18 protein-coding genes and 1 tRNA gene are annotated in these 21,489 nt (G+C 52.7%); 11 read left to right on the forward strand and 8 right to left on the reverse strand.

Annotation, left to right across the window (positions count from 1 at the left end; genetic code table 11):
- Positions 1–8 precede the first annotated feature (8 nt).
- The 4 genes from HND56_00210 to coxB form a co-directional block, all read right to left on the reverse strand.
- Entirely contained in the window at positions 9–578 is a 570-nt protein-coding gene (locus HND56_00210; protein QKK06509.1) for a cytochrome c oxidase assembly protein, read from the reverse strand.
- Between the two features lie 210 nt (positions 579–788).
- Positions 789–1,706: a protoheme IX farnesyltransferase gene (locus HND56_00215; protein QKK04197.1), complete on the reverse strand. Its 918-nt coding sequence runs from the start codon at positions 1,704–1,706 to the stop codon at positions 789–791.
- Between the two features lie 27 nt (positions 1,707–1,733).
- The gene (gene ctaD / locus HND56_00220; protein QKK04198.1) at positions 1,734–3,296 is read right to left on the reverse strand and encodes a cytochrome c oxidase subunit I; all 1,563 of its coding nucleotides are present in this window, start codon (positions 3,294–3,296) and stop codon (positions 1,734–1,736) included.
- Between the two features lie 2 nt (positions 3,297–3,298).
- Positions 3,299–4,177 (reverse strand): cytochrome c oxidase subunit II, encoded by an 879-nt coding sequence (coxB, locus tag HND56_00225; protein QKK04199.1) that lies wholly within the window; start codon positions 4,175–4,177, stop codon positions 3,299–3,301.
- A gap of 207 nt (positions 4,178–4,384) precedes the next feature.
- On the opposite strand from coxB, the gene HND56_00230 reads away from it, so the two are divergent.
- The 7 genes from HND56_00230 (at position 4,385) to HND56_00260 (ending at position 10,345) form a co-directional block, all read left to right on the forward strand.
- Positions 4,385–5,938 (forward strand): hypothetical protein, encoded by a 1,554-nt coding sequence (locus tag HND56_00230; GenBank protein QKK04200.1) that lies wholly within the window; start codon positions 4,385–4,387, stop codon positions 5,936–5,938.
- On the forward strand, positions 5,935–6,705 hold the full coding sequence (locus tag HND56_00235) for a sulfite exporter TauE/SafE family protein (protein ID QKK04201.1): 771 nt from the start codon (positions 5,935–5,937) through the stop codon (positions 6,703–6,705). Before HND56_00230 ends, HND56_00235 begins: the two co-directional genes overlap by 4 nt.
- Before the next feature lie 80 nt (positions 6,706–6,785).
- Positions 6,786–7,202, forward strand: a complete 417-nt coding sequence (locus HND56_00240; GenBank protein ID QKK04202.1) for a hypothetical protein — start codon at positions 6,786–6,788, stop codon at positions 7,200–7,202.
- 212 nt (positions 7,203–7,414) lie between these two features.
- A complete protein-coding gene (locus HND56_00245; protein ID QKK04203.1) occupies positions 7,415–8,086 on the forward strand; it encodes a protein-L-isoaspartate O-methyltransferase in 672 nt (223 codons plus the stop codon).
- A gap of 29 nt (positions 8,087–8,115) precedes the next feature.
- Positions 8,116–9,501, forward strand: coding sequence for a TolC family outer membrane protein (locus HND56_00250; GenBank protein QKK04204.1), 1,386 nt, complete (start codon positions 8,116–8,118; stop codon positions 9,499–9,501).
- A 120-nt stretch (positions 9,502–9,621) separates the two neighbouring features.
- A tRNA-Asp gene (locus HND56_00255) sits at positions 9,622–9,698 on the forward strand.
- Positions 9,699–9,742: 44 nt separating this feature from the next.
- Positions 9,743–10,345: a hypothetical protein gene (locus tag HND56_00260; GenBank protein ID QKK04205.1), complete on the forward strand. Its 603-nt coding sequence runs from the start codon at positions 9,743–9,745 to the stop codon at positions 10,343–10,345.
- 15 nt (positions 10,346–10,360) lie between these two features.
- Here HND56_00260 and HND56_00265 read toward each other — a convergent pair whose 3' ends face one another.
- The 4 genes from HND56_00265 to HND56_00280 form a co-directional block, all read right to left on the reverse strand.
- Positions 10,361–10,987: a PH domain-containing protein gene (locus HND56_00265; GenBank protein ID QKK04206.1), complete on the reverse strand. Its 627-nt coding sequence runs from the start codon at positions 10,985–10,987 to the stop codon at positions 10,361–10,363.
- Positions 10,988–11,104: 117 nt separating this feature from the next.
- Positions 11,105–12,007, reverse strand: a complete 903-nt coding sequence (locus HND56_00270) for an acetyl-CoA carboxylase carboxyltransferase subunit beta (GenBank protein QKK04207.1) — start codon at positions 12,005–12,007, stop codon at positions 11,105–11,107.
- A gap of 49 nt (positions 12,008–12,056) precedes the next feature.
- Positions 12,057–12,779: an orotidine-5'-phosphate decarboxylase gene (pyrF, locus tag HND56_00275; GenBank protein QKK04208.1), complete on the reverse strand. Its 723-nt coding sequence runs from the start codon at positions 12,777–12,779 to the stop codon at positions 12,057–12,059.
- Between the two features lie 90 nt (positions 12,780–12,869).
- Entirely contained in the window at positions 12,870–13,037 is a 168-nt protein-coding gene (locus HND56_00280; GenBank protein ID QKK04209.1) for a hypothetical protein, read from the reverse strand.
- Between the two features lie 229 nt (positions 13,038–13,266).
- On the opposite strand from HND56_00280, the gene HND56_00285 reads away from it, so the two are divergent.
- The 4 genes from HND56_00285 to HND56_00300 all read left to right on the forward strand — a co-directional run bounded on the left by HND56_00285 (position 13,267) and on the right by HND56_00300 (position 21,482).
- Positions 13,267–13,992, forward strand: a complete 726-nt coding sequence (locus HND56_00285; GenBank protein ID QKK04210.1) for a D-Ala-D-Ala dipeptidase — start codon at positions 13,267–13,269, stop codon at positions 13,990–13,992.
- Positions 13,989–15,011, forward strand: coding sequence for a hypothetical protein (locus tag HND56_00290; GenBank protein QKK04211.1), 1,023 nt, complete (start codon positions 13,989–13,991; stop codon positions 15,009–15,011). The genes HND56_00285 and HND56_00290 overlap by 4 nt, the downstream gene beginning before the upstream one ends.
- Before the next feature lie 387 nt (positions 15,012–15,398).
- Complete coding sequence (locus HND56_00295; protein QKK04212.1) at positions 15,399–18,455, forward strand: VWA domain-containing protein; 3,057 nt, start codon at positions 15,399–15,401, stop codon at positions 18,453–18,455.
- A gap of 90 nt (positions 18,456–18,545) precedes the next feature.
- Positions 18,546–21,482: a hypothetical protein gene (locus HND56_00300; protein QKK04213.1), complete on the forward strand. Its 2,937-nt coding sequence runs from the start codon at positions 18,546–18,548 to the stop codon at positions 21,480–21,482.
- Positions 21,483–21,489: the final 7 nt, after the last annotated feature.

Here is a 21,489-nt window from a genome sequence, read left to right on the forward strand (position 1 = left end):
TTTATTCATTACAGGTTATTGTAGTTTTTTTCCGCGTCTTCTTCCAGCTCTTCGGAGTCGGCGGGATAAAAAGTATAGGAGAGTGTGATCGTGTCCACATCATCCATGTAAGGGTCTTCCGCCAGTTTCGGTTCAATATAGAAAGAAACCAGCATATCGACCTCTTCACCCGGCGCCAGCGTCTGTTCGTTAAAGCAGAAACATTCGACTTTGTTAAAATATTTACCGGCTTTTTGCGGTGTGACATTAAAAAGCGCCATACCGGTATTTTTGACATCACCGGTGTTTTTTGCCATGTAATGCACCTGACGGTCCTCGCCGATTTTAATCGTGACGGATTTTTCTTTGGCTTTAAAAACCCAGGGCAGTTTGCGCGAAGTATTGGCATCAAAGCGGATGGTGATATCACGGTCAATTGCTGCATGTTCGGGGGCTTTTTCGGCTTTTTGCGTCGTGCCGCCATAGCCGGTGACGCGGCAGAACAAATTATAAAGCGCAGGTGTTGTGAAGGTCAGCCCGACCAGAACACAAAAACCCAGCATAATGGAGAGGAAGATTTTTTTGTTCTTCCGGTCCATTGCGGCGATATCATGCTCTTTATTCTGTTTTTTTGCCATACCGCAGATGCTGCCTTGTTTAAGATGAAAGCCGGACGATGGTCACGACAAACATAATCGCCATATAGGCAATCAATGTTGCAAGAACAATGTAGTTCTTTTTCTTTTGACGTTCATGTATCTCCGAACGGGTCTGTTTTTCAGCAATCACCATTTTTTTATCCTTTTTTGTCAAAGCGCACCAATCATCAATGCGGCAAAAAGACCGAACAGGTAGAAGATTGAAAAGGCAAACATTTGCCGTGCCGGTTTGTGATCATCCTCCGTTGCGCGGAAAACGCGGATGGCGCAGCGCAGGAACAGCATGTTTAAAATTGCGGCCGTCGCCAGATAAAACAATCCGCCCATATGCAGCAGATAGGGGGCAAGTGCCAGCAGGCAGACAATCACGGTATAGGCCAGCATCTGGCGTTTGGTCGCACGGCTTCCGGCAATAACGGGCAGCATCGGTACGCCTGCGCGTTTATAGTCGGCGTTGCGGAAAAGTGCCAGCGCCCAGAAATGCGGCGGTGTCCAGAAAAAGATCAGCGAAAACAGCAGCAGGGATTCGGGCGAAATGCTGCCTGTGACGGCTGCCCAGCCGATCATCGGGGGGAAAGCACCGGCCGCGCCGCCAATGACAATATTTTGCGGCGTGCGGCGTTTCAGCCAGATCGTATAGACAAACACATAAAACAGCGAGGCGGCGGCCAGCAGCGCTGCGGCCGTCCAGTTCAAGGCCAGCCCCATCAGCATGACGGAGAGGATGGTCAATACAACGCCAAAGGCCAGCGCATCATCCGGCTGCATCCGTCCCTGCGGCAAGGCGCGCTGTTTTGTGCGTTTCATCAGCGCATCAATATCGCGGTCATACCACATATTGATGGCACCTGCCGCGCCGGAGGCCAGTGCGATACAGAAAACGGCAATCACGGCCAGAAACGGGTGCAGATCTTTTGCCCCCGGTGCCATCAGCATGCCGCAGAATCCGGTAAAGACGACAAGCGACATTACCCGCGGCTTCAGAAGACTGATATAGTCTCTGACGCTGGCCTCGGGAAATGCGGGAGAGGTCCCCGCGTATCCGGAATATTTCTGTTCTATCGACATTTTTGCTCTCTTGGCAGAGGCCGCGTTTTATTTAATGACCGGTTGTTTTTCAAACTGGTGGAACGGCGGCGGGGATGACAAATGCCATTCCAGCGTTGTTGCACCTTCGCCCCACGGATTATCTCCGGCCTTGCGTCCGGCAACAATCGTGTAAATGGCAATACCAAGGAACATCAGCGTCGAGGCACCGGCGATAAAAGCACCGATCGAGGACACATAGTTCCATCCGGCATAAACATCGGCGTAATCCGGAATACGGCGCGGCATGCCCGCCAGACCCAGAAAATGCTGCGGGAAGAACAACAGATTGACGCCGATAAAGGTCGTCCAGAAATGCAGCTTGCCCCAGAATTCGGGATATTGGCGGCCGCTCATCTTGCCGATCCAGTAATACCAGCCTGCGAAAATCGCAAAGACCGCTCCCAGCGACAGCACGTAATGGAAATGCGCAACGACATAATAGGTATCATGCAGCGCGACATCCATACCGGCATTGGCCAGTACCACCCCTGTGACACCGCCGAGGGTGAACAGGAAGATAAAGCCGATTGCCCAGAGCATCGGGGTTTCAAAGCTGATGGAGCCGCCCCACATTGTGGCGATCCACGAGAAGATTTTGATCCCCGTCGGCACGGCGATAATCAGCGTGGCGATGGTGAAATAGGCCAGCACGCCGGTGGACATGCCGACCGTGTACATATGGTGGGCCCAGACGATAAAGCCGACGACACCGATGGACACCATCGCATAGGCCATGCCCAGATAACCGAAAATCGGCTTGCGCGAGAAGGTGGAGATAATATGGCTGATAATGCCGAAAGCAGGCAGAATCATAATATAGACCTCCGGATGGCCGAAGAACCAGAACAGATGCTGGAACAGTACCGGATCACCGCCGCCTTCGGGGTTGAAGAAAGCCGTGCCGAAATTACGGTCGGTCAGCAGCATCGTAATCGCGCCGCCCAGAACCGGCAGTGACAGCAACAGCATGAAGCTGGTCACCAACACGCCCCAGACGAAAAGCGGCATTTTATGCATGGTCATGCCGGGGGCGCGCATGTTGAAAATTGTGGTGATAAAATTGGCGGCGCCCAGAATGGAAGAGGCACCGGCAAGGTGCAGGGCGAAAATCGCCATATCAACCGACATATCCTGATGGAACTGGCTGCCTGACAGCGGCGGATAGACCGTCCACCCCGTTCCGGCACCCGATCCCAGAAGGGCGGAGAAAACCAGCAACAGGAAAGCAGGAACAATCAGCCAGAAACTGATATTGTTCAGGCGCGGGAAGGCCATATCGGGCGCACCGATCATCAGCGGCACGAACCAGTTGCCAAAGCCCCCGATCAGTGCGGGCATGACAACGAAAAAGACCATAATCAGCCCGTGTGCCGTGATAAAGACGTTCCACATCTGTCCGGTTTCGAAAAACTGCATGCCCGGATGCATCAGCTCGGCGCGCATCACCATCGAGGCCAGACCGCCGATAATCCCTGCCATGACGGAGAAAATCAGATACAGCGTTCCGATATCCTTATGGTTTGTCGAACAGAACCAGCGTGTAAAAAACGGGGGTTTATGATCAGCCATTGTTATTTCCCTCCAGCCGTCTGCGGGAATTCCATCGCGAATTCCACGGCGTTATTGTTGTTATCATTGACGGAGCCGAATTCCAGCTTTGCTTTTTCGGTCCAGGCTTTGAATTCTTCCGGCGTGACGGCGAGGATGGTAATCGGCATAAAGCCGTGACCTTCACCGCATAATTCGGAACATTGTCCGTAATATTTTCCGGGTTTTTCGATACGGATCCATGTTTCATTGGTTTGGCCGGGAACGGCATCTTTCTTGACGCCCAGTGCCGGAACCGCCCATGAGTGCAATACATCTTCAGCGGTGATCAAGACGCGGATATTGGTGTCTGTCGGCAGCACGACCGGATTGTAAGTGTCCAGCAGGCGGTGTTGGCCTTCCTTTAAATCTTCCTCGGCAACCATAATCGCGTCAAAAGCAATGCCGTCATTATCGGGATATTCATAGGCCCAGTACCATTGGAAACCGCGGACTTTTAACGTCATATCGGCTTCTTCAATACGGTCGACGAAAAACAGCAGCCGCATCGAAGGAATAACAACCATCGCCAGAATCAGAACCGGTACCAATGTCCAGACGACTTCCAATGCGACATTATGTGTTGTTTGCGACGGAACGGGATTGGCCTTTTTATTGAAGCGAATCATAACGTAAAGCAATAGCAGCATCACAAAAATGACGATACCCGTGATGATGTAAAGCAGGGTGTTGTGGAACCCGACGATCTGCTCCATAACCGGAGAGCCCGGCTGGGACAGGCCGATCTGCCAAGGTTTTGCCAGATTTTCAACCTCTGCACGGGCTGTGCCGGGCAAAAAGGTCAGGAACGCCGCGGCGGCGCAAAGCCTGCTGATCAGCGAAAACAGTCTGGTTTTTATCACGGGGAGCCTCCTTAATACGAGAGATTATTCTTTTTATTTCTTATGGTGTCGGATACGCGCTTTTTTGACCTAGGTCAAGCGTATTTTCTGTAAAGAGGGAGGGGATGTCAAGAGTCCTGTGATGGAAAGAGGGGATATTCACATCCTTGTCTTTGCGGGGTAAATACGTTAATTTTTATCTCCCACCCGAAGAACAGGAGAGAGACAATGGCAGGCAAGGATTGCGATAGGCTGTTAAAGAAGGTCAATGAGGCGGTTTACCGCCGCGACCGCTTTATTTTTAAGGTGCTGACGGCGGAAAACGCATTGGCTCGGAATTTTGCCGCCGTCAGTTTCCTGCATAATGAATTATCGCTGCACAGTCTTGTGAATAAGAAACAGCTGAAAAAAGCCGTTGAAAATATGAATGCGGAAACGGATCCGGTGCGTCTGGCGCATTTAAAGCGGGTGAAACATTACCAGATACATCAAGGCAGCGGCACAAAGCGTGATCTGGTGCGCCGCGCTTTGGCAATGTCTTCCACGGAGGGGAAGTGGCGCAAGGCAAAAGCGAAAGGTGACTACGGTATTGTCGCAGGCGCTTTTGACAAGCTGGTGAAAATCAGCCGCGATTTCGGCAAGAACAAGGCGGGAAAGCTTGGCTTGTCTTCGCCTTATGAAGCCCTGATGGATGAATTTGATCCGGGGCGCGATGTCCGCCATTTTGACAAAATGGTCGCCGGACTGGAAAGTTTTATCAAGCCGCGTATCGCCGGCTTGCCCCCCGCAGAAGAGACAGCGGAGAAAACAGACCCGCTCTTTGCATTGCCCAAAGATGTGCAACGCGAATTATGCCGGAAAATTCTGGACCATATGGGGCTGGATATGGACGCGCTGGAATTCCGTGACGGGCCGCATCCGACCTGTTTCGGGGAAAGCGGGCGCGTGATGATGACGATGTCCTATAAGGAGGATGATTTCACTTATGCGGCGCTGGCTGCCGTGCATGAGGGCGGTCACGCCTTGTACCGTCAACATACGCCTGCGGAGTATCTGCAAGGGCCGGCGGCGGAGGTATCCAGCCAATCGACCGATGAATCCATGGCGCTGATTTTTGAAAACGCCTATGGCCACAGCCGCGGCTTTGCCGAATTTCTGGTGAAGACTCTGAAAGAGGATTTCGGTATCAGCTCTCCCGATCTGACGGCGGACAAGCTGTTCCAGCAATTGCAGAAACAGGACATGTCGCTGCTGCGCGGCGCAACGGGGGAAGAGGTTTATCCCCTGCATATTGCACTGCGTTATAATACCGCCCGCGATATGATCGACGGCGGCAGATCGGCGCAGGATATGCCGGAGAAATGGGCAAAGGAAGAGGACGCGCTGTTTGGCTGCGGGGAAAAAATCACGGAACGCCCGATGCAGGATATTCACTGGTATGGCGGTAAAATCGGTTATTTCCCTTGCTATCTGACGGGGACATTAATGGCGGCGCAGATTTTTGAAACCGCGCTGGATGAAAAACCGGAGCTGGAGCAGGCGATTGCCGATTTCAATACCGCGCCGCTGATTGACTGGCTGAAAGAGAATGTTTACAGCAAAGCGCCGCGCCATACATCGGATGAATTGGTCAAAGAAGTGACAGGCAAAAAGCTTGATATTGATGCCTTTAAAAACCGCGTTATTAAAAGTGCCGCGGCGAATGGCAATAAAGCGGTGAAAAAATCCGCGCCACAATCAGCCTTGCGGAAAAAAACAGGAGGAAAGTTTTCTCCTAAATGATACCGGATATTGCTGCTTTTCCCCATATGCCGCTGGTCGCATTTTTTGGGCTGTTTATCGGTTTTTTTGCACCGCTGACCGCCTCGGGAGGGTTTCTGGTTGTGGCGTTTTTGCTGACGCTGGGATTGTCGCCGCAAGCGGCGGTCGCCTGCGCCATGTTTGCCTCGATCGGCAGCGCCTCCATGACCTTTACACGGCTTAAACGCGACGGCAAGGTGGTGTGGAATTTTCTGCCGCCCCTGATTGCCTTGACGGCTTTGGGAAATGTCATCGGCTCCTTTGTTGTCGTCAACACGCCCGACAATATTTTAAAGCCGCTGGTCGGTTTTTTGATGGTCTTCGCTGCTTCGATCATTGCTTTTCAGTCCCGTCTGGGGGTGGAGAGGCAGAAAAGCAGCAAAAAGAAAACCGTGCTGGGGATGGTGCTGTATTTTCTATGCGCGGTTTATGCGGGATTTTTTGTCGGCGGATCGGGCGTTATGCAGCGCTTTACGTCGCTGACATTTTTTGGTTTTACTGTTATGCAATCGGCGGCGACCGGGGCTCTGCCCTGGGTGATTGCGGCATCCGCTTCTTCCGTCGTTTTTTATCTGCACGGATATCTTGATTTCGCCTATGCGCTGCCGCTGCTGGTGACGATGGGAATCGGTGCCTATATCGGGGCGCATACCGGTCTGAAACGCGGCGAAGCCTGGGTAAAAGGGGTTTTTGTCGGTGTGACTTACCTGACCGCCTTTTATTTCTTTACGACCGCATTGTTATTTTAATCCCGCCGCGGCTTAACGCTTTGTTAAACCTGTTTCTTTACAATATGATAAATGTATTTATTCCGTAGAGGAGTTATCTTATGACAGAAGACGAAAGAGAGTGGGTAAAGGATCTGGAAGGCCAACGCGCTGAAGAGTGTAAGGGTGCAGGACCTGTTTTACAGGGAGAGTTGCGGCAGGACGTGGTTCGCAGACTTGAAGAAAACAGTTTGACGCCCAAGCAGATCGAAGCATTTTGTGACAGTTTTGATTCACCGGATGTAAAGCCGGGGGCGTGGAATTCGACAAAAGACTTCGTAGAAGAAGCATTTGATGCTGCCGGTGTAACAAATAAGGCTTATCTTCAGCGCGTTATAGGAAGCTTCCAAAAACCGACAGAACAGGAAAAAAGAGATGGTAAAAAGTCGCTGATGGACAGAATTGGTGGCGCCGTAGAGGCGAGGGAGGTTCGGATGAAAACCGTTCCGCAAACACAGAAACCGGGCGCTAGAATGTGACGAAATTCTACTGTTGCAACATAGTGGGCGATATTTTGTTTGGTAGAGGCATTTATTGAAGAAATAAAAAATTTTTAAAATTACGCCCCTGATATATTCGGGTGTATTAAGCTTCCGCCGCCGCTTGTTTTGCGGCGGTTTTTTTCGTAGAGTGAAAGCAGGGTTTGTGATAAAACTCCGACATTAAGAAAAAACAAAAAGGCGCCAAGCAAATGTCTCTCGCGGTGGATAAATTCAGTACGGCACGCAAAAATATGGTGGATTGCCAGATCCGCCCCAGCAAAGTCACGAATGAGGCGGTTATCAATGCCTTCGAAACCGTGCCGCGTGAATATTTCGTCCCCTCCTATCTGCAGGGTATTGCCTATATCGACGAGGATATCAAACTGGGCAAAGCGGGCTGGCTGATGGAGCCGGTGATTCTGGCGCGGCTGCTGCAGGCGGCGGCGATCCGGCAGGATGATGTAGTGCTGGATATCGGCTGCGGCAGCGGTTATTCCACGGCGGTGCTGGCACAGTTGGCGATGACGGTGATCGGCGTTGACCAGGATGCGGATATGATTGAACAGGCGGATGTGCAGTTGCAAACCATGGATGTTTGCAATGCGGCGCTGGTGCATGGCAATCCGCGTGACGGCTATCAGGCGCAGGCGCCTTTTAATGTGATTTTAATTAACGGTTCCGTTCCCGGCGTGCCGGGGCATATTACCGACCAGCTTGCCGAAGGCGGGCGGCTGGTAACGGTATTGCGCGGACCGGAATACGGCACCGGACAGGCTGTTCTGGTGACAAAGACAAAAGCCGTTATCACGACGGAATATCTGTTTGATGCGTCAACCTATCCTGCGCCGGGTTTTGAAGATCAGGCGTTTTTCACCTTTTAGCAGTCCGGCTCTGAACGGAGGCACGATTCTTGCGACCTTTTATAAAAAAGACCCCCCGCGCTTTCATACGGGTTTTAACCGGTGTTGTTGCGCTGCTTGCCCTGACGGGGACGGCGGTTTCAACGGCAGCGGCGCAGCAGGCGGTGCAAGAATCGGTGCGGAAAAATGACGGCGGACTTTTTGCCGTGCTGGAACATGTGCATCAGACCCATCCGCGTCTGGCGGCGGAACGTGCCGGTCTGGAAAAGGCGGATGCCTATATCCGCGAGCAAAAAGGTGAGCTTTTACCGACCCTGTCCGCGCGGGCAAGCGCGACCAGCAGTCTGACGGAGCCGGGGGCTTTCGGTTCCCTGAACGGGGAGACGGGAGATGTCGGTTTTGAGCTGTCGCAACCTTTATACCGCGGCGGCAGCACTATGGCGCGTATCCGCGAAGCGGAGGATTTTTCCGAGGCGCAGAGCGAGCGTTACCGCCGCGTAGAAAATGATGTATTGCTGGAGGCGGTTCAGGCGCATATTGCGCTGGTGCGCGATGATGAGCATGTCCGGCTGCGGGAAAAAAACATCACCAATCTTGAAAAACATCTGGAATCGGAAAATACGCGTTTTGATCTGGGCGCGAATACGGCCACGGATGTTAATCAGGCCAAAGCGCGTCTGGCGGCGGCACGTGCCGAGGCGCAACGCGCGCGCGGTAATCTGGCGGCAAGCGTGGCGGATTATGTCCGCGTCAGCGGAAGACAGCCGCCGGATATTTCCGGTATTTCCCTGCCGCAGGCGGTGCTGGCCGATCATCTGCCGTCACTGGCAACATTGGAAACCGCGCTGGCGGCCGCAGGAAAGATCAGCCCCGATATTCTGGCGGCACAGTTGGAGGAAAGCGCGAACCGGCAGGCGCAGCGCGCGATTAAGGGGGAATATTATCCTGCCGTCACTTTGACGGGACAGGCGCAGCGCACCTATAAACCCGTTTTTGCGCCGGGAATTGATTATCAGGATCAGTCGCGGATTGTTCTGGAGGCCAGTATTCCGCTGTATAAAGGCGGGCGTACGACGGCCCGTTTGAATCAGGCGCGGCATGACGGCAATAAATTGCGGATGGAAACGCTGGATACGGCGCGTGAAGTAACCCGCCGCGTGACAACGGCCTGGGAAAATCTGCAAGCGGCAAAAGCCGAGGCCGATGCTCGTCAGGTGCAGGTGGATGCCGAGGCGCTGGCGCTGGACGGTGCGCGTGCGGAATTTACACTGGGCGGGCGTACATCGCTGGATGTGCTGGATGCCGAGCAGGAAAAACTGGATGCCGAGCTGGCGCTTTTATCTGCGCGCCATGATGTGATTCTGGCCGAATTTGATCTATTGGCGGCGACCGGACAAATGACCTGGGATGTGCTGCACACGGCGCTGCAGCATTAAAATGCATGACCGGGCTGTTTGGTGGAATAATATTATTGACAGTTTTATGAATCTCTCTTAAAAAGAGACCCTATGCACGGAAGCCGCTTTGCGGCGGGACGTGCAAAGCCTAAGAAATGTGCGGGTGTAGCTCAGTTGGTTAGAGCGCCGGCCTGTCACGCCGGAGGTCGCGGGTTCAAGTCCCGTCACTCGCGCCATTTCTTTCCCCCCCCCCCATTTGTTTGCAAGGACTGTTAAAGTTGTGACGCAAGCACATTATCAACAGCTTTATCAGCCTCTGCAGTTTTTCGCTGATCTGCCGCTTTGGATTGCCGCACATAGGGCAAGCGATGACACGCTTTCTTTTGAGGCTTTGCCGCTGGATTTATCTTTTAACGCTTTGCCGAGTCATGCTGTGCGCGTGTTGCATGACGGGCGGGAAATCTGCATTTATAAATGCAATCTGGCGCAGTTCACGGACGAAGACGGGCGGGATTGTGCTTTGTTTTCTCCGCTTGTCGTGACATGGCGGGACGGTCATCCGCCAAAAGGGGATATCAGCCGCCGCATCATTGCGCATTGTACGGATTCGGCGCGCGGCTTCTGTTCATCAAAGCAGGATTCGCCGCAGATGGATGTATTGGTGACCAGCGGAAATTTGACCAAAGAACGGGCGGGTTTGCCGTTTTTTACCGCGCTGGGCTGGGAGATTATTACGGAAGACACGGCGCAGCGGCAAATCTATCAGATGATTATAAAATCACTGGAAAAGGCGGCTGCGGCATTTTTGGAAGAAGATGACAGGCCGGTGTCTTTTGCCGTGATGACATTGCCGCCCGTTACGGAACAGGACCGGCACAGCTGAAAGATGCCTGCCGGCTTAAAATTCATCCGGTTTTGATGGCACATTACTGCGTGATTGCACATTTTGCGCCTCCTGCACGGCGCGGCGGAAATCAATCGGTGAATCAATCGGCGGCAGCAGGACTTCCCCGACCCCCATTCCGCGCACGACCACGCGGCCATAGCCGAACATCCTGCCGATAATCCCCTGACTGACCGTCACGCCCTCAATCCGGTCGATACTCAGCTCACCGACATGGCGGGCAATCAATCCGCGCTTATAGACAAGACGGTCAGTGGTGATGGCGATTTCCGTTGTCGCTTTCACAATCATCATGCTGGCGAAAATAAACAGACCCATAATGAAAAAGCCCATCACCATAAAGCGGACAGCGGGGTGCAGACCCCAGAGAATTTTGAGATAGCCGCCCTGCTGGTCAAGAATGAATTTTTTCGCATTTTCAAACTGTTCGGGAGGCAGGCTGGGGAATTGCGCTTTGATCTGCTGGCTGATTTCCCACCAGATGGCGCCATAGGCGAGCGCAAAGCCCGCACTGATTCCCATCAAAATCCAGATAACGGCATTGACGGTGTACATCCAGTGGAATCTTGCGCCCATCAGGATTTCTTCATTTGGTCCTAAAGATTGTTGTACGTAAAGCATGCGGCACTTACCTTGAAAGAGATATCCAAAACGCTGATGTTATTTTGGCATGATGTGACAGAAAATGCACAGAAAAAATATCTGCGCACCCTGTCAGTCTACATTTTTTCGGCAGGCTTAGGAAGATTTCTTTCCGTTACCGTTTTTCTTGCCGTTTTTGGGCTCTGCGGCTTTTTGCGGCATCAGGATGGAGAGAATAATGCCGATTTCCCGTGCCAGATGCGTGCGGGAAACAACGCGGTCCACCATACCGTGTTCCAGAAGATATTCTGCGGTCTGGAAACCGTCGGGCAGTTCTTCGCGGATGGTTTCCTGAATGACGCGGCGGCCGGCAAAGCCGATCATCGCGCCGGGCTCGGCAAGGTGGATGTCACCCAGCATGGCAAAAGATGCGGAAACGCCGCCGGTTGTCGGATCGGTCAGCAGCACCAGATAAGGCAGGCCGGCATCTTTAACCTTTTCAACAGCAATCACGCTGCGCGGCATTTGCATCAGTGACAGCATGCCCTCCTGCATACGGGCGCCTCCCGATGCGGGAATGGCGATCAGGGCGGCCTTGCTTTCCACGGCGATTTCGGCGGCGCGGAGAAGGCCGTTACCGACGGCGGCCCCCATTGACCCGCCCATAAAGTCAAAATTAAAGGCGGCAATCACAACGGCATTGCCGCCGATTGTGCCTTTGGCGACAATGATGGCGTCCTGCCGTCCCGTTTTATGACGGGAGTCTTTCAGGCGGTCGCGGTAACGTTTGCGGTCGCGGAATTTTAACGGATCATCGCGTTCGTGCTTTAGCTCGATTTCGCTGTATTTGCCGTTATCGAACAGCAGGTTCAGACGCGCTGCGACGGAAATTTTCATGTGATGATTGCAGGACGGGCAGACATTCATATTGTCTTCCAGCTCGCGCTGGAACAGCATGCCCTCGCAAGACGGGCATTTTGTCCATAGATTATCAGGCACCTCTTTCTTGGTGACAAGGGCGCGAATTTTCGGACGAACGTAATTGGTAAGCCAGCTCATGCTTTTATCCTGTGTTATTTTGCTGAAAAACCCGTGCGGAGTGTAGCGGTTACGCGGCGGCCGTGCAAGGGGGAATTGCCGCGGCGATTTTTGCGGCGGCAGCGGCGGGGTCAGCGGCTTGTGTGATAGGGCGTCCGATAACCAGATGGTTTGCGCCGGCTGAAAAAGCCTGCTTAGGCGTCATAATCCGGCTTTGATCATCTTGTGTGACGCGCTCTTCCGCCGGGCGGATGCCGGGAACCATCAGGACGGGTGCGGTGCCGAATCTCTGACGCAGGGCGGCGATCTCCAGCGGCGAGCAGACCAGACCGCCCGCCCCGGCTTCAAGGGCTGTTTCGGCAAGGCGCAGAACCTGCGCTTCGGTGTCATTTCCGGCGCCTGTTTGCTGCAGGTCTTGCGCGGTCATATGTGTCAGAACCGTTACGGCCAGAATCGTCATAGCGGGCGCGTGGGTTTTTGCCGCATCGACAGCGGCGGTGACCATGTTTTTGCCGCCGCCGGCATGGATGGTCAGAAAAGCGGGATTTAAAGGCGCAACGGCTTTGACGGCGCCGGAGACGGTGTTGGGAATGTCATGCAGTTTTAAATCCAGAAAGAAACCGGTATCTTCGGCGGCGTTTTCCAAAACGCGGCGCACGCCGTCCTGCCCCAGGGCATAGAAAAATTCCATCCCCAGTTTGATACCGCCCAGATGCGGGGACACCTGCCGGACAAGCTGTGCGGCTTTTTCAGAATCGGTGGTGTCAATGGCGCAGAAAATTTTTGATGTCATGAATAATAAAACCCGCGAAAGATTGTCTCGCGGGTCAGATTAACGCGGGTTGCGCCTTCGCGCAAGCCCTGCCGTATGATGGCGCATTGATCAGCGTGTTTTCGCCGGTTTACGCGGGGCGCGGCTGGTTTCGTTGACGTTCAACCCGTCATCGATACCTTCCATACCGGACATATCGTAAAGCTCGTTATTGCCGAAGCTTTTACAGAACAGCGACAGCGACGTTTCGCGCAATTCACCTTTGTCCTTCATACCCATATCGGAATCTCCTAAAGTTAAGCTATACACTAGAATTATCCTTCAAAAAGCTTAATATTTCCTTAAATTAGGATTTTGTATTTTGAAATACAAAATCCGCGTTCAGCTGCCACGCAGGCTTCGCCCGAAAGGGCGGCCCGCGCTTGCGGGCTATCTGTTGAGCGGTTTAATATAAAAACCGCTCAACAGATGTCTTTCAAAGACCATTATACAAGAGAATTGTGCCGGAATGAAACAAAAACAGATACCCCCTGCGGATTTACAGGCATTTGATGATTTTACCGCGACGCAGCCGATTGCGGTTGACCTTGTCTATGCGCAGCCTGAACACCGCGATAATATCTTCGGATGTGCCCTATACCGCGGGGATGCGAAATTATGGGGACATAAGGATATTGTGGCCTTAACACTGCTGGCGGCGCAAATCTGTCACAAGGAATATGGCTGGATATTGGAGATCAAGGATTCGCTGCGTCCCGTCGAGGCGCAGGCCGCTATGCAGGAAACAGCGATTGTCCGCGCCAATCCGCATTGGATGGAAGAGCCGCGGCTGTTATCGCCGCCGGGACATGGCGGACATCCGCGCGGTATGGCGATTGATCTGCTGCCCTTGACGGAAAACGGCGAGGAGATTGATATGGGGACGCGGTTTGACCATCTTTCGGAAGACCGCAGCAATAATCCGGCGGCGCGGGATTATACCGCTTTTTCAGAGGATGAAGCCTATAACAATCTGATTGTTGAAAACCGCAGGAAACTGACGGATGCGATGCTGGATGCGGCGGCGCAAAACGGTATGGAGCTGTTGCCGCTGCCGCAGGAATGGTGGGACTTCCGCTTTTACCCCGCCTATACAAAAAGTTTTTTACCGCTTTTCGATGCGGATCTGCCGGAAGAGATGCAAATGATGCTGCATGGTGACGGCAGAGTATATTCAGAAAGAACATATCCATGAGCTTTGATTTTTCCGCCGTCTTCTCATCCGCGCCCTTTGTGATCGCCGCCGTTCTGGCCGTGCAATGGGTTGTCGATACGGTCTTTCCCTTTAATGCCGGAAAAGCGCGCCCGTTATTGTGGCGGATGGCGGAGCGCGGCGTTTTGGTTTTTGCCGGCTTGTTGAATAACGGCGGTAAAGGGGCGGTCACACAATTGCTGCGCGGCATCGTCTTATTGCTGTTTCTGCTGGCGGGCGGATTTATACTGGGCGGGGTCTGGTCATTTGTGACGGCGCTGCTGATGTTTGCGCAAGGCGCAGTGCTGTTTGTCTGTTTCTATATTTGTCTTGGTTTTACGCGTCTCCATAAGATCCACTCACATCTTTTGGAGAGACTCGGGGAAACGCCGCCGGAACGTGCGGAGATTGTACGGCTTTTCGCTTGTCTCGGAATTCCGGTGCCGCGTATTTCCAAAGAAATGTCACCTTATATAAAGGCGGCGGCGGTTTCGGCAGGATATTATATGAATATCCTGCTGACGGGTCCGCTGTTCTGGTTCTGGCTGGCCGGGCTTTACGGCATGTTTTCCTATGTTCTTGTGATGGCGGCATTGATTGTTCTGCCCCGGCAGGGCGATTCTCTGTTCACCCTGCCGCTTCGTCTGGCGGCGCAATTAATGGATTTACTGCCCGGTCTGATAACGGCGGCGCTGCTATATGTTGCGGCATTGGCGGCGTTTCGCGTGCCGCCGCGGGCGGCGCTGGCGGATTTGCGGCAGGACCCGCTGCCGCTGCTGACAAACGGGTTGCTGGCGGTGACGGCGGTGATGGCCTCTGCCGCGGGGGTGATTCTCGGCGAGACCGCGCCGCATTGGTATATCGGGGTAAAAGCGGCGGAGACGGTTCTGGGAGAGGAAGCGGCGGATGCGGAAGGAATAGCGCAGCCGGAAGCGCTGCGGGCGGCATTGCGTCTTGCGGCGGTTCTTCACCTGTTGCTTTTGATCGCCGCAGCGGCGTTTAGTATAAAATTTGCCGTATAGGCGGTTTTTTTGTAATTTTCGCAATGGAAACGTAAAAAAACCGCATCATTGTTTTATTTTTTTTCACATATACCTTTTTTTCTCTTGTATATGAGTTTTTAATCGTCTAGGGTATGACTGCTTCGAGAAATGGCGCAAAAGCGCACAAAAGGTAATGATTCCCAAGGGAAGACCACCTTAGTTCGCTGGAATATATAGAGAAATTATGAAAAACCTCTCTGATGTGATTCGCCTGTTCTTGAATGGAAAGTGTAAAAGGTAAAGGTTAATAAAATCTGAACAGAGAAAACCGCCTGACAGCTTTCCGGCCGGAGCATAATGAAGAAGGTTTCGCTTTCGGATGGGAAAGTCAGAAACCCGCTCAAAACCTGAAGAAGGGGGCCGTAAATGGCAGATAAGAACAGCAATAAGGAACGCAAAAAACTTCAGAATATTCTGAAGGAGCCGCTGACTGGTCACCGTGTCATGCTGGCCTCGACGTTTCGCGCTGCGCAATCCGGCGCTCCCGTGGAATTCGGTCTTGAAGATCTTAAAAAATTCGTTGCGACGATTCCCGGCCAGAATGATGATTTCAAGGCCGAGGTGCAAAATATGCTGGAGGCTTTGCAATCCGGTAAGGCACCGAAACGTCCGCAAATCAACACCCCGTCCAAACAGGTTCTGTGGGGCGCGGGTCTGACCTATCTTGCTTTGAACCCCGACCAGCTTGGTGAATGGGAAAAGCCTGTCGATTGGCAGGGGCTTGAAAAATCCGGATTGTGGAAGCAATTGACGGAAAGCAGCTATGCAACGCAGGAGCTGTTGTCGCATTCGCAGAATGTCGAGGAAGTGCTGCGTCACCGCCATACCGCATATAAATGGGGTAAGCCCGGCAGCGGTGTCGGATACGACCAGAACAGCAATAAAATCAATATCGACTTCATGCACTGCCTTGTCGTCGGTTTCGAGCACGCCCGTGCCGATGTGATGCGCGAGATCGGTTACGCCTATCTGTCACGCAGCTATCCCGAGCGGATGCAGAAAGTTTATAAAGAGCTGTCGCCGCTTTTGGTGAAGTCACGCAAAGCGTCTGCGAAAAAAGGCCCGCAGCTGTCGAAAGACGAGTATAAGCAAATGCGTGTCTTGAGCGCCGAATGGCAGCTGCGCCATATGCTGTTTAAAGCGGCTGAAGGCAATACGGTCAATAAATATGTGGATAATCTGGGTCAGGTGCGGATGCAGGATTTCGGTGTCTCGCTGAATAATTCCGGCGTGACCTCCGAAGGATTCGGCTTTATGCCGCCGCCGAAAAAAGGCAATAACATGTCAGAAGAGCTGGCGCGTTACCTGAACCTTGTTCACACGGTGCGGATCAGCTTCTTCCAGAATAACGGTTTGTTTGATAATGACGATGCGGCCTGGAAACAGGGCGGTGTTGATACGGATCAGGTGCGGACGCTGGAGTCGCTGAAAAAGAAAACGGCGGGCGGTCCGAAAGGCGTTGACCACCCCGATTTCAAAATGCTGCTGGATTTATGCCGCGGTGATGAAGGTCTTGAAAATCTGCAGCCGAAACAGCATGAGCGTCTGTATGGCGATGATGTGATCGAGCGCAAAATCCGTGAAAACGATAAAAAGCGTAATCAGATTATCACGCATATCTGGGATTTATACGCGGAAGAATTGATCGAAAAAATTCTGGAGCAAACAGCCGAGCAGGTTGAGCAACAGCTTGAGAACGGCGAACAGAATAAAGACGAAAATAAAAACGATCATCTGCAAAATCAGGATGGTCCGCCGCAACAGCAGGACGGACAGCAGCAGGACGGTCAGGATCAGGATGGCCAAGACGGTCAGGACGGCCAAGATGGTCAAGACGGTCAGGATGGTCAGCAGGGCCAACAAGGTCAACAGGGCCAGCAGGGTCAACAAGGCCAGCAAGGCCAGCAAGGCGACCAGAGCGGCCAAAAAGGCGATCAAAGTGGTCAGGACGGCCAGCCGAGCGACCAAAAGGGCGATCAGAGCGGTCAAGACGGCCAGCAAAGTGACCAAAATGGTGATCAAAGCGGTCAGGATGGCCAGCAGAGTGACCAGAACGGCGATCAAAACAGCCAAGACGGTCAGGATGGTCAATCCGGCGATCAGAATGGTGACCAGCAGGACGGTCAAGGTCAAAACGGTGACGGCACGCCTGAAGAAGGCAAGCTGGGAACCGATGAAGACAGCACGGTTCCTGTTGACGGTGCCGGTGATATGCCGAATGTTGAAGATGCTGCTGAAACGCCGGGCCAAGAAGGGCAAGGTCAGGATGCGGACGGCCAGGACGGCGACGGTCAGGACGGCCAAGGTCAGGATGGCCAAGACGGTCAGGACGGACAAGACGGTCAGGATGGTCAAAAAGGCCAGAAGGGCGATCAATCCGGTGACCCGAGCGAATCCAGCGATCAGGCCGGAACCGGTGACGGTAAATCACTGTCTGAACTGGCAAAGCAGGACTGGACACAGTATGAGAAACGTGTTGCGGAATTGCGCGGCCCGATCATGCAGACACGGAAGGTCTTTAAGCGCGTACAGGATCTGCAAATGCAGAATAAAAAGAAGAAATCCTCTTCGATGGATATTCTGCCGCAGGATGGCGAAGTTATGGACCGCTTCAACATGGAGGCGCATAAGCATCTGACGCTGAAAAAAGCGATCGGTGATGTGCAGGAAGATGATTTGAAACGCTTCCACCTTGATGATGATTACGAAATCCCGGCCGAGATCGATATTCTGATTATGATTGACGGTTCCGGCTCTATGGGTATGGGCGGCGGCTCCAGTGCAAGCCCGCTGGAAAGCGCGCTGCAGGCAGGTGCGATTCTGTATGAAGCGGCTGCCGGTAAAGACATGAAGATGAATGTCTATGTCGGAATGTGGGGCGATTCAAACGCGCCGATCAAGATTAAGCCCGGCGATAACCGCACCAAAATCGGTCAGGTTATGCAGGCAATGCGTAGCGGTTTGCACAGCGGTACCGATCTGGCGCCTGCGATTAAACGTGCGGCGGAAACGATTTCCGAACAGCGCGGCAAAGGCGATACATTGAGCGGCTTTACGCATATTCTGGTTCTGTCCGATGGTGATATCGGCGATCAGGCGGAATCGGTTAAGAATCTACAATCGCTGTTTAAATTCTGTGACAAAGTCACGATGGATACGGCCATTATTAAGCCGCGCGGCGGTTCGTCCGAAATGGAACGGATGGCCAAGACCTTTAAAGGCAAGAAAAGTAAACCGAATGAAGAAATCGGTACCGTCATCGAAAATAAAGGTGATGCTGTTCCGATGGCGATTGTCGGCTTGCTGCTGAACAAGATCCGCAAATGCGGCAGCTTTAAAGCCGAGCCGCATCAGAAAAAACGTCGTGATATGAAGAAAGCGGCGAATGAGATGAAGAAACGCGGCGGCGGACGCAGATGGTAGGATAAGGTTTACAGGAACCGTATTTATTTAGGAACAGAAACAAAGAGAACACAAAACAAAGCTTAAAAAAAGAAGAAAGAGGTAGGCAAGATGGCAAAGAAAAAAGGTGAATTGAAAGGCAACGGAACAGATAAACTGTTGCACAAGAAAATCTCCGATCTGACGGACGCGGACGTCGATAAGCTGGAGGTCGCACTCGGCACGAATGCACGCCCTTACCCGATGTGGGGAACGGTTGTCGTTGACGAGGACGGACATCAGTCTATCGAACAGCGCCTTGGTAAGATTAAAGATGATGAAGAGCCTCTGCGTCTTTACTCCGAGCGCCCTTACGAGGAAGTCATCGGTATGATGTACCGGGATATGCCTACGCCCAGTATGATGCCGATGCTGAAAGACATCCTCGAGATGATCAAGCCGGAAAGCAAAAGCCGCATCTACTTTATGAAAGGTGATCCGGGTGCCGGTAAATCCTTCCTGGGTGGTCTGGTCGGCCGCGCACAATCCACACGCCCTGTCGAAATCTTCGATTGCGGCGGTAAGAACATGAACGACCTTCTGTTCGAGATGGTTCTGGATTTCGGTGCCGGTGATGCGCTTCCCGAAGCAATTGACAAACGTCTTGCAGCCGGTGCGTTGCAGCCGCTGTCCTACGGTCTGCTGAAAAGCGGTCTGCCGAGCAAATTCGTCGAGGAAACCGATGAAGGTAAACTGGTCATTGACTGGGAAGGCCTGAAAGAATCCGGTACGGATAATGTCGAGAAAGCTTTCCAGGTTCTGACGAAAGTCAGCAAGCTTGAAGGTCTGGACAGTGCCGGCGGAAACGCGCTGGGTATGAACTCGCAGTTCGGTCTCGCGATTCGCGACTTTGAAGAAGGCAACTTCTCGACTTATGACGAGTACAACAAATCGAAAGAAGGCACGGATAACGCCCTGCAAACATTCCTGCAATTCGCCAATGGCGAAATTGACGAATGTACAGTTGTTAACCCGCTGAAAAACAAAGATCAGACCAGTGGTCCGAGCGAATACACATTCCGCCGTGAAAACACGAAAACGGGCTGGGGTATCGTGATGACAGGTAACGCGGTTGAAGATGGTACGACAACCCGTTCGCTGAACAAATCGGTCTATTCCCGTCTGTCTCCGGTGACGATTCCGAAACCGTCCCTGATGGATTGGCAGCACCGTATCTGCCAGATCATGACAGGTCTGCCGGTATCGACGCTTTACCATTCCTTTAAGGACAAAGCGGATAAAGATCCCGAGCAATTCACGGAAATGCTGCTGTACTGGCGTACTGCCGGTCTGACGGAAGAGCAGAAAGCCAATGTTCCGCAAATCCACACATCGCTTCTGAAAAACTGGAAGAATGTTGTGGAAGCCTCCGAGAAACTCGCCAAGTTCTACAAAGGCTGGGCCGAGCTGACGGATCCGGACAAAGCGCTGATCAAAGACGGAAACCTTGTTGAAGAGGTGGATGAGGAATACCAGAAAGAAGTCAGTATCGACTTCCGTAAGGTCATCCAGCATCTGCAATATGCGATGCCGCTGCGTGCGCGCATGACGAAAAGCGAAAGCAACGAGGATGTTGATTTTGATCCGAAATCATGGGCGGAAAAACCTGCAAAACGCGTTAAGCGTACGCAGGAAAGCGTCGAGCGTAACTATGGTACGCGCCTGACCGATCTGCTTGCGGATAAAATCTATGAAACCTCCGGTGCTGCCGGTAAACCGGTTCTGTACAAGCATCTGAAAGAGCTGATGAAACAGTGCGGCCTGAAAGACCTGCACCTGCAGGAAGGCGCACATAGTAACGTCAAATCTGTCGAGGCATCGCTGAACATCAATCTGTTTGCGACGACCGATCCGAAAGAGCAGATGAAACTGGCGCAGAAAATGTTTGCCGATTATGTCCGTGAAAGCAATACGGATGTGAAAACGCAGGATGACAACGCCATTGTAACTGTTGCGCAGATCAAGGAAACGCTGGATCGTGTGAAAACACAGCTCAGCAGTGATGATGCGACTTTCGTTATCCCGAATACGGATGTCGAAACGCTGTCTTCGCAGCCCTTTATCACGGCGGAAAAAGTCGATGTTGCCAATGAAGCAAACCGCGACTTTGAGCCGGTAACGGAAGAACTGGTTGACCATGATGCTCTGATGATGACGCTGGCCTTCCCGAAAGCGAGCGAGCAGAATCTGAAAGCCGTCTGGGACAAGGAAAACCACCTTGCGCTGCTGCTGATGAAGAGCAACTACGCGCAAAAGCGGATTGACCTTGAAAGCGATATCGAAGAGCTGAAAGCACAGCAACCTTCGGCTTCCGCTGATAGTGACGATGATGCAAGCGGCTTCTTTGCCGGTGGCGATGATGATCTGGTCGGAAAACAGAAAGAGCTTCTGGACCTTCTGAAGAAGGAACAGGCGCAGCTGAAAGATTTCGGTCAGGACACAGACGAAGTCGACACATATATCACAACGCTGAAGAAAGACATCACCGCAGCAGGCGGCACAGTTGAAGACGATACCCGTACGGTAACGCCCTTCACCGGTGACATGATCCTGGATGATGATGTTAAAATCGCTGAGAACAACTCGGATACCGGTATCGGCGCGACGACAGTCGTGGTGAAAGCCACAAACGAGAATGGCGAAGCAGAACGCGTTCCGGTTCATATTATCGTCAACAACAACAGCCAGAAAACACTGGTTGTCGGTGGCGAGACATCGGAACGTCTGTCGACCCTGTTCCGCGAAGTCGGCGTGAAACATGTGAACCGTAATGACAAGAACGCGGCGTCTCAACTGCGCGAAGCACTGGATGACATCCTGCGCGGCGCATCCGAGGAAACGCGTAACAATGTCCGCTCGGCTCTCTTGTTCCGTAACGATCCTGTTGATGTTCCGGAAAGCAAGATTATCGAGCATAATGAGAAGGCAAGCATGGAAGATATTCTTCTGTCTTACGAGCCTTACCTCGGTAAATATCTTGTTGCGAAACAAGCCCCGCGCAATATCTGATTGATAA

Source organism: Pseudomonadota bacterium, from assembly GCA_013285465.1.
In the GTDB taxonomy this organism is placed as follows: Bacteria; Pseudomonadota; Alphaproteobacteria; order Micavibrionales; family CSBR16-224; genus CSBR16-224.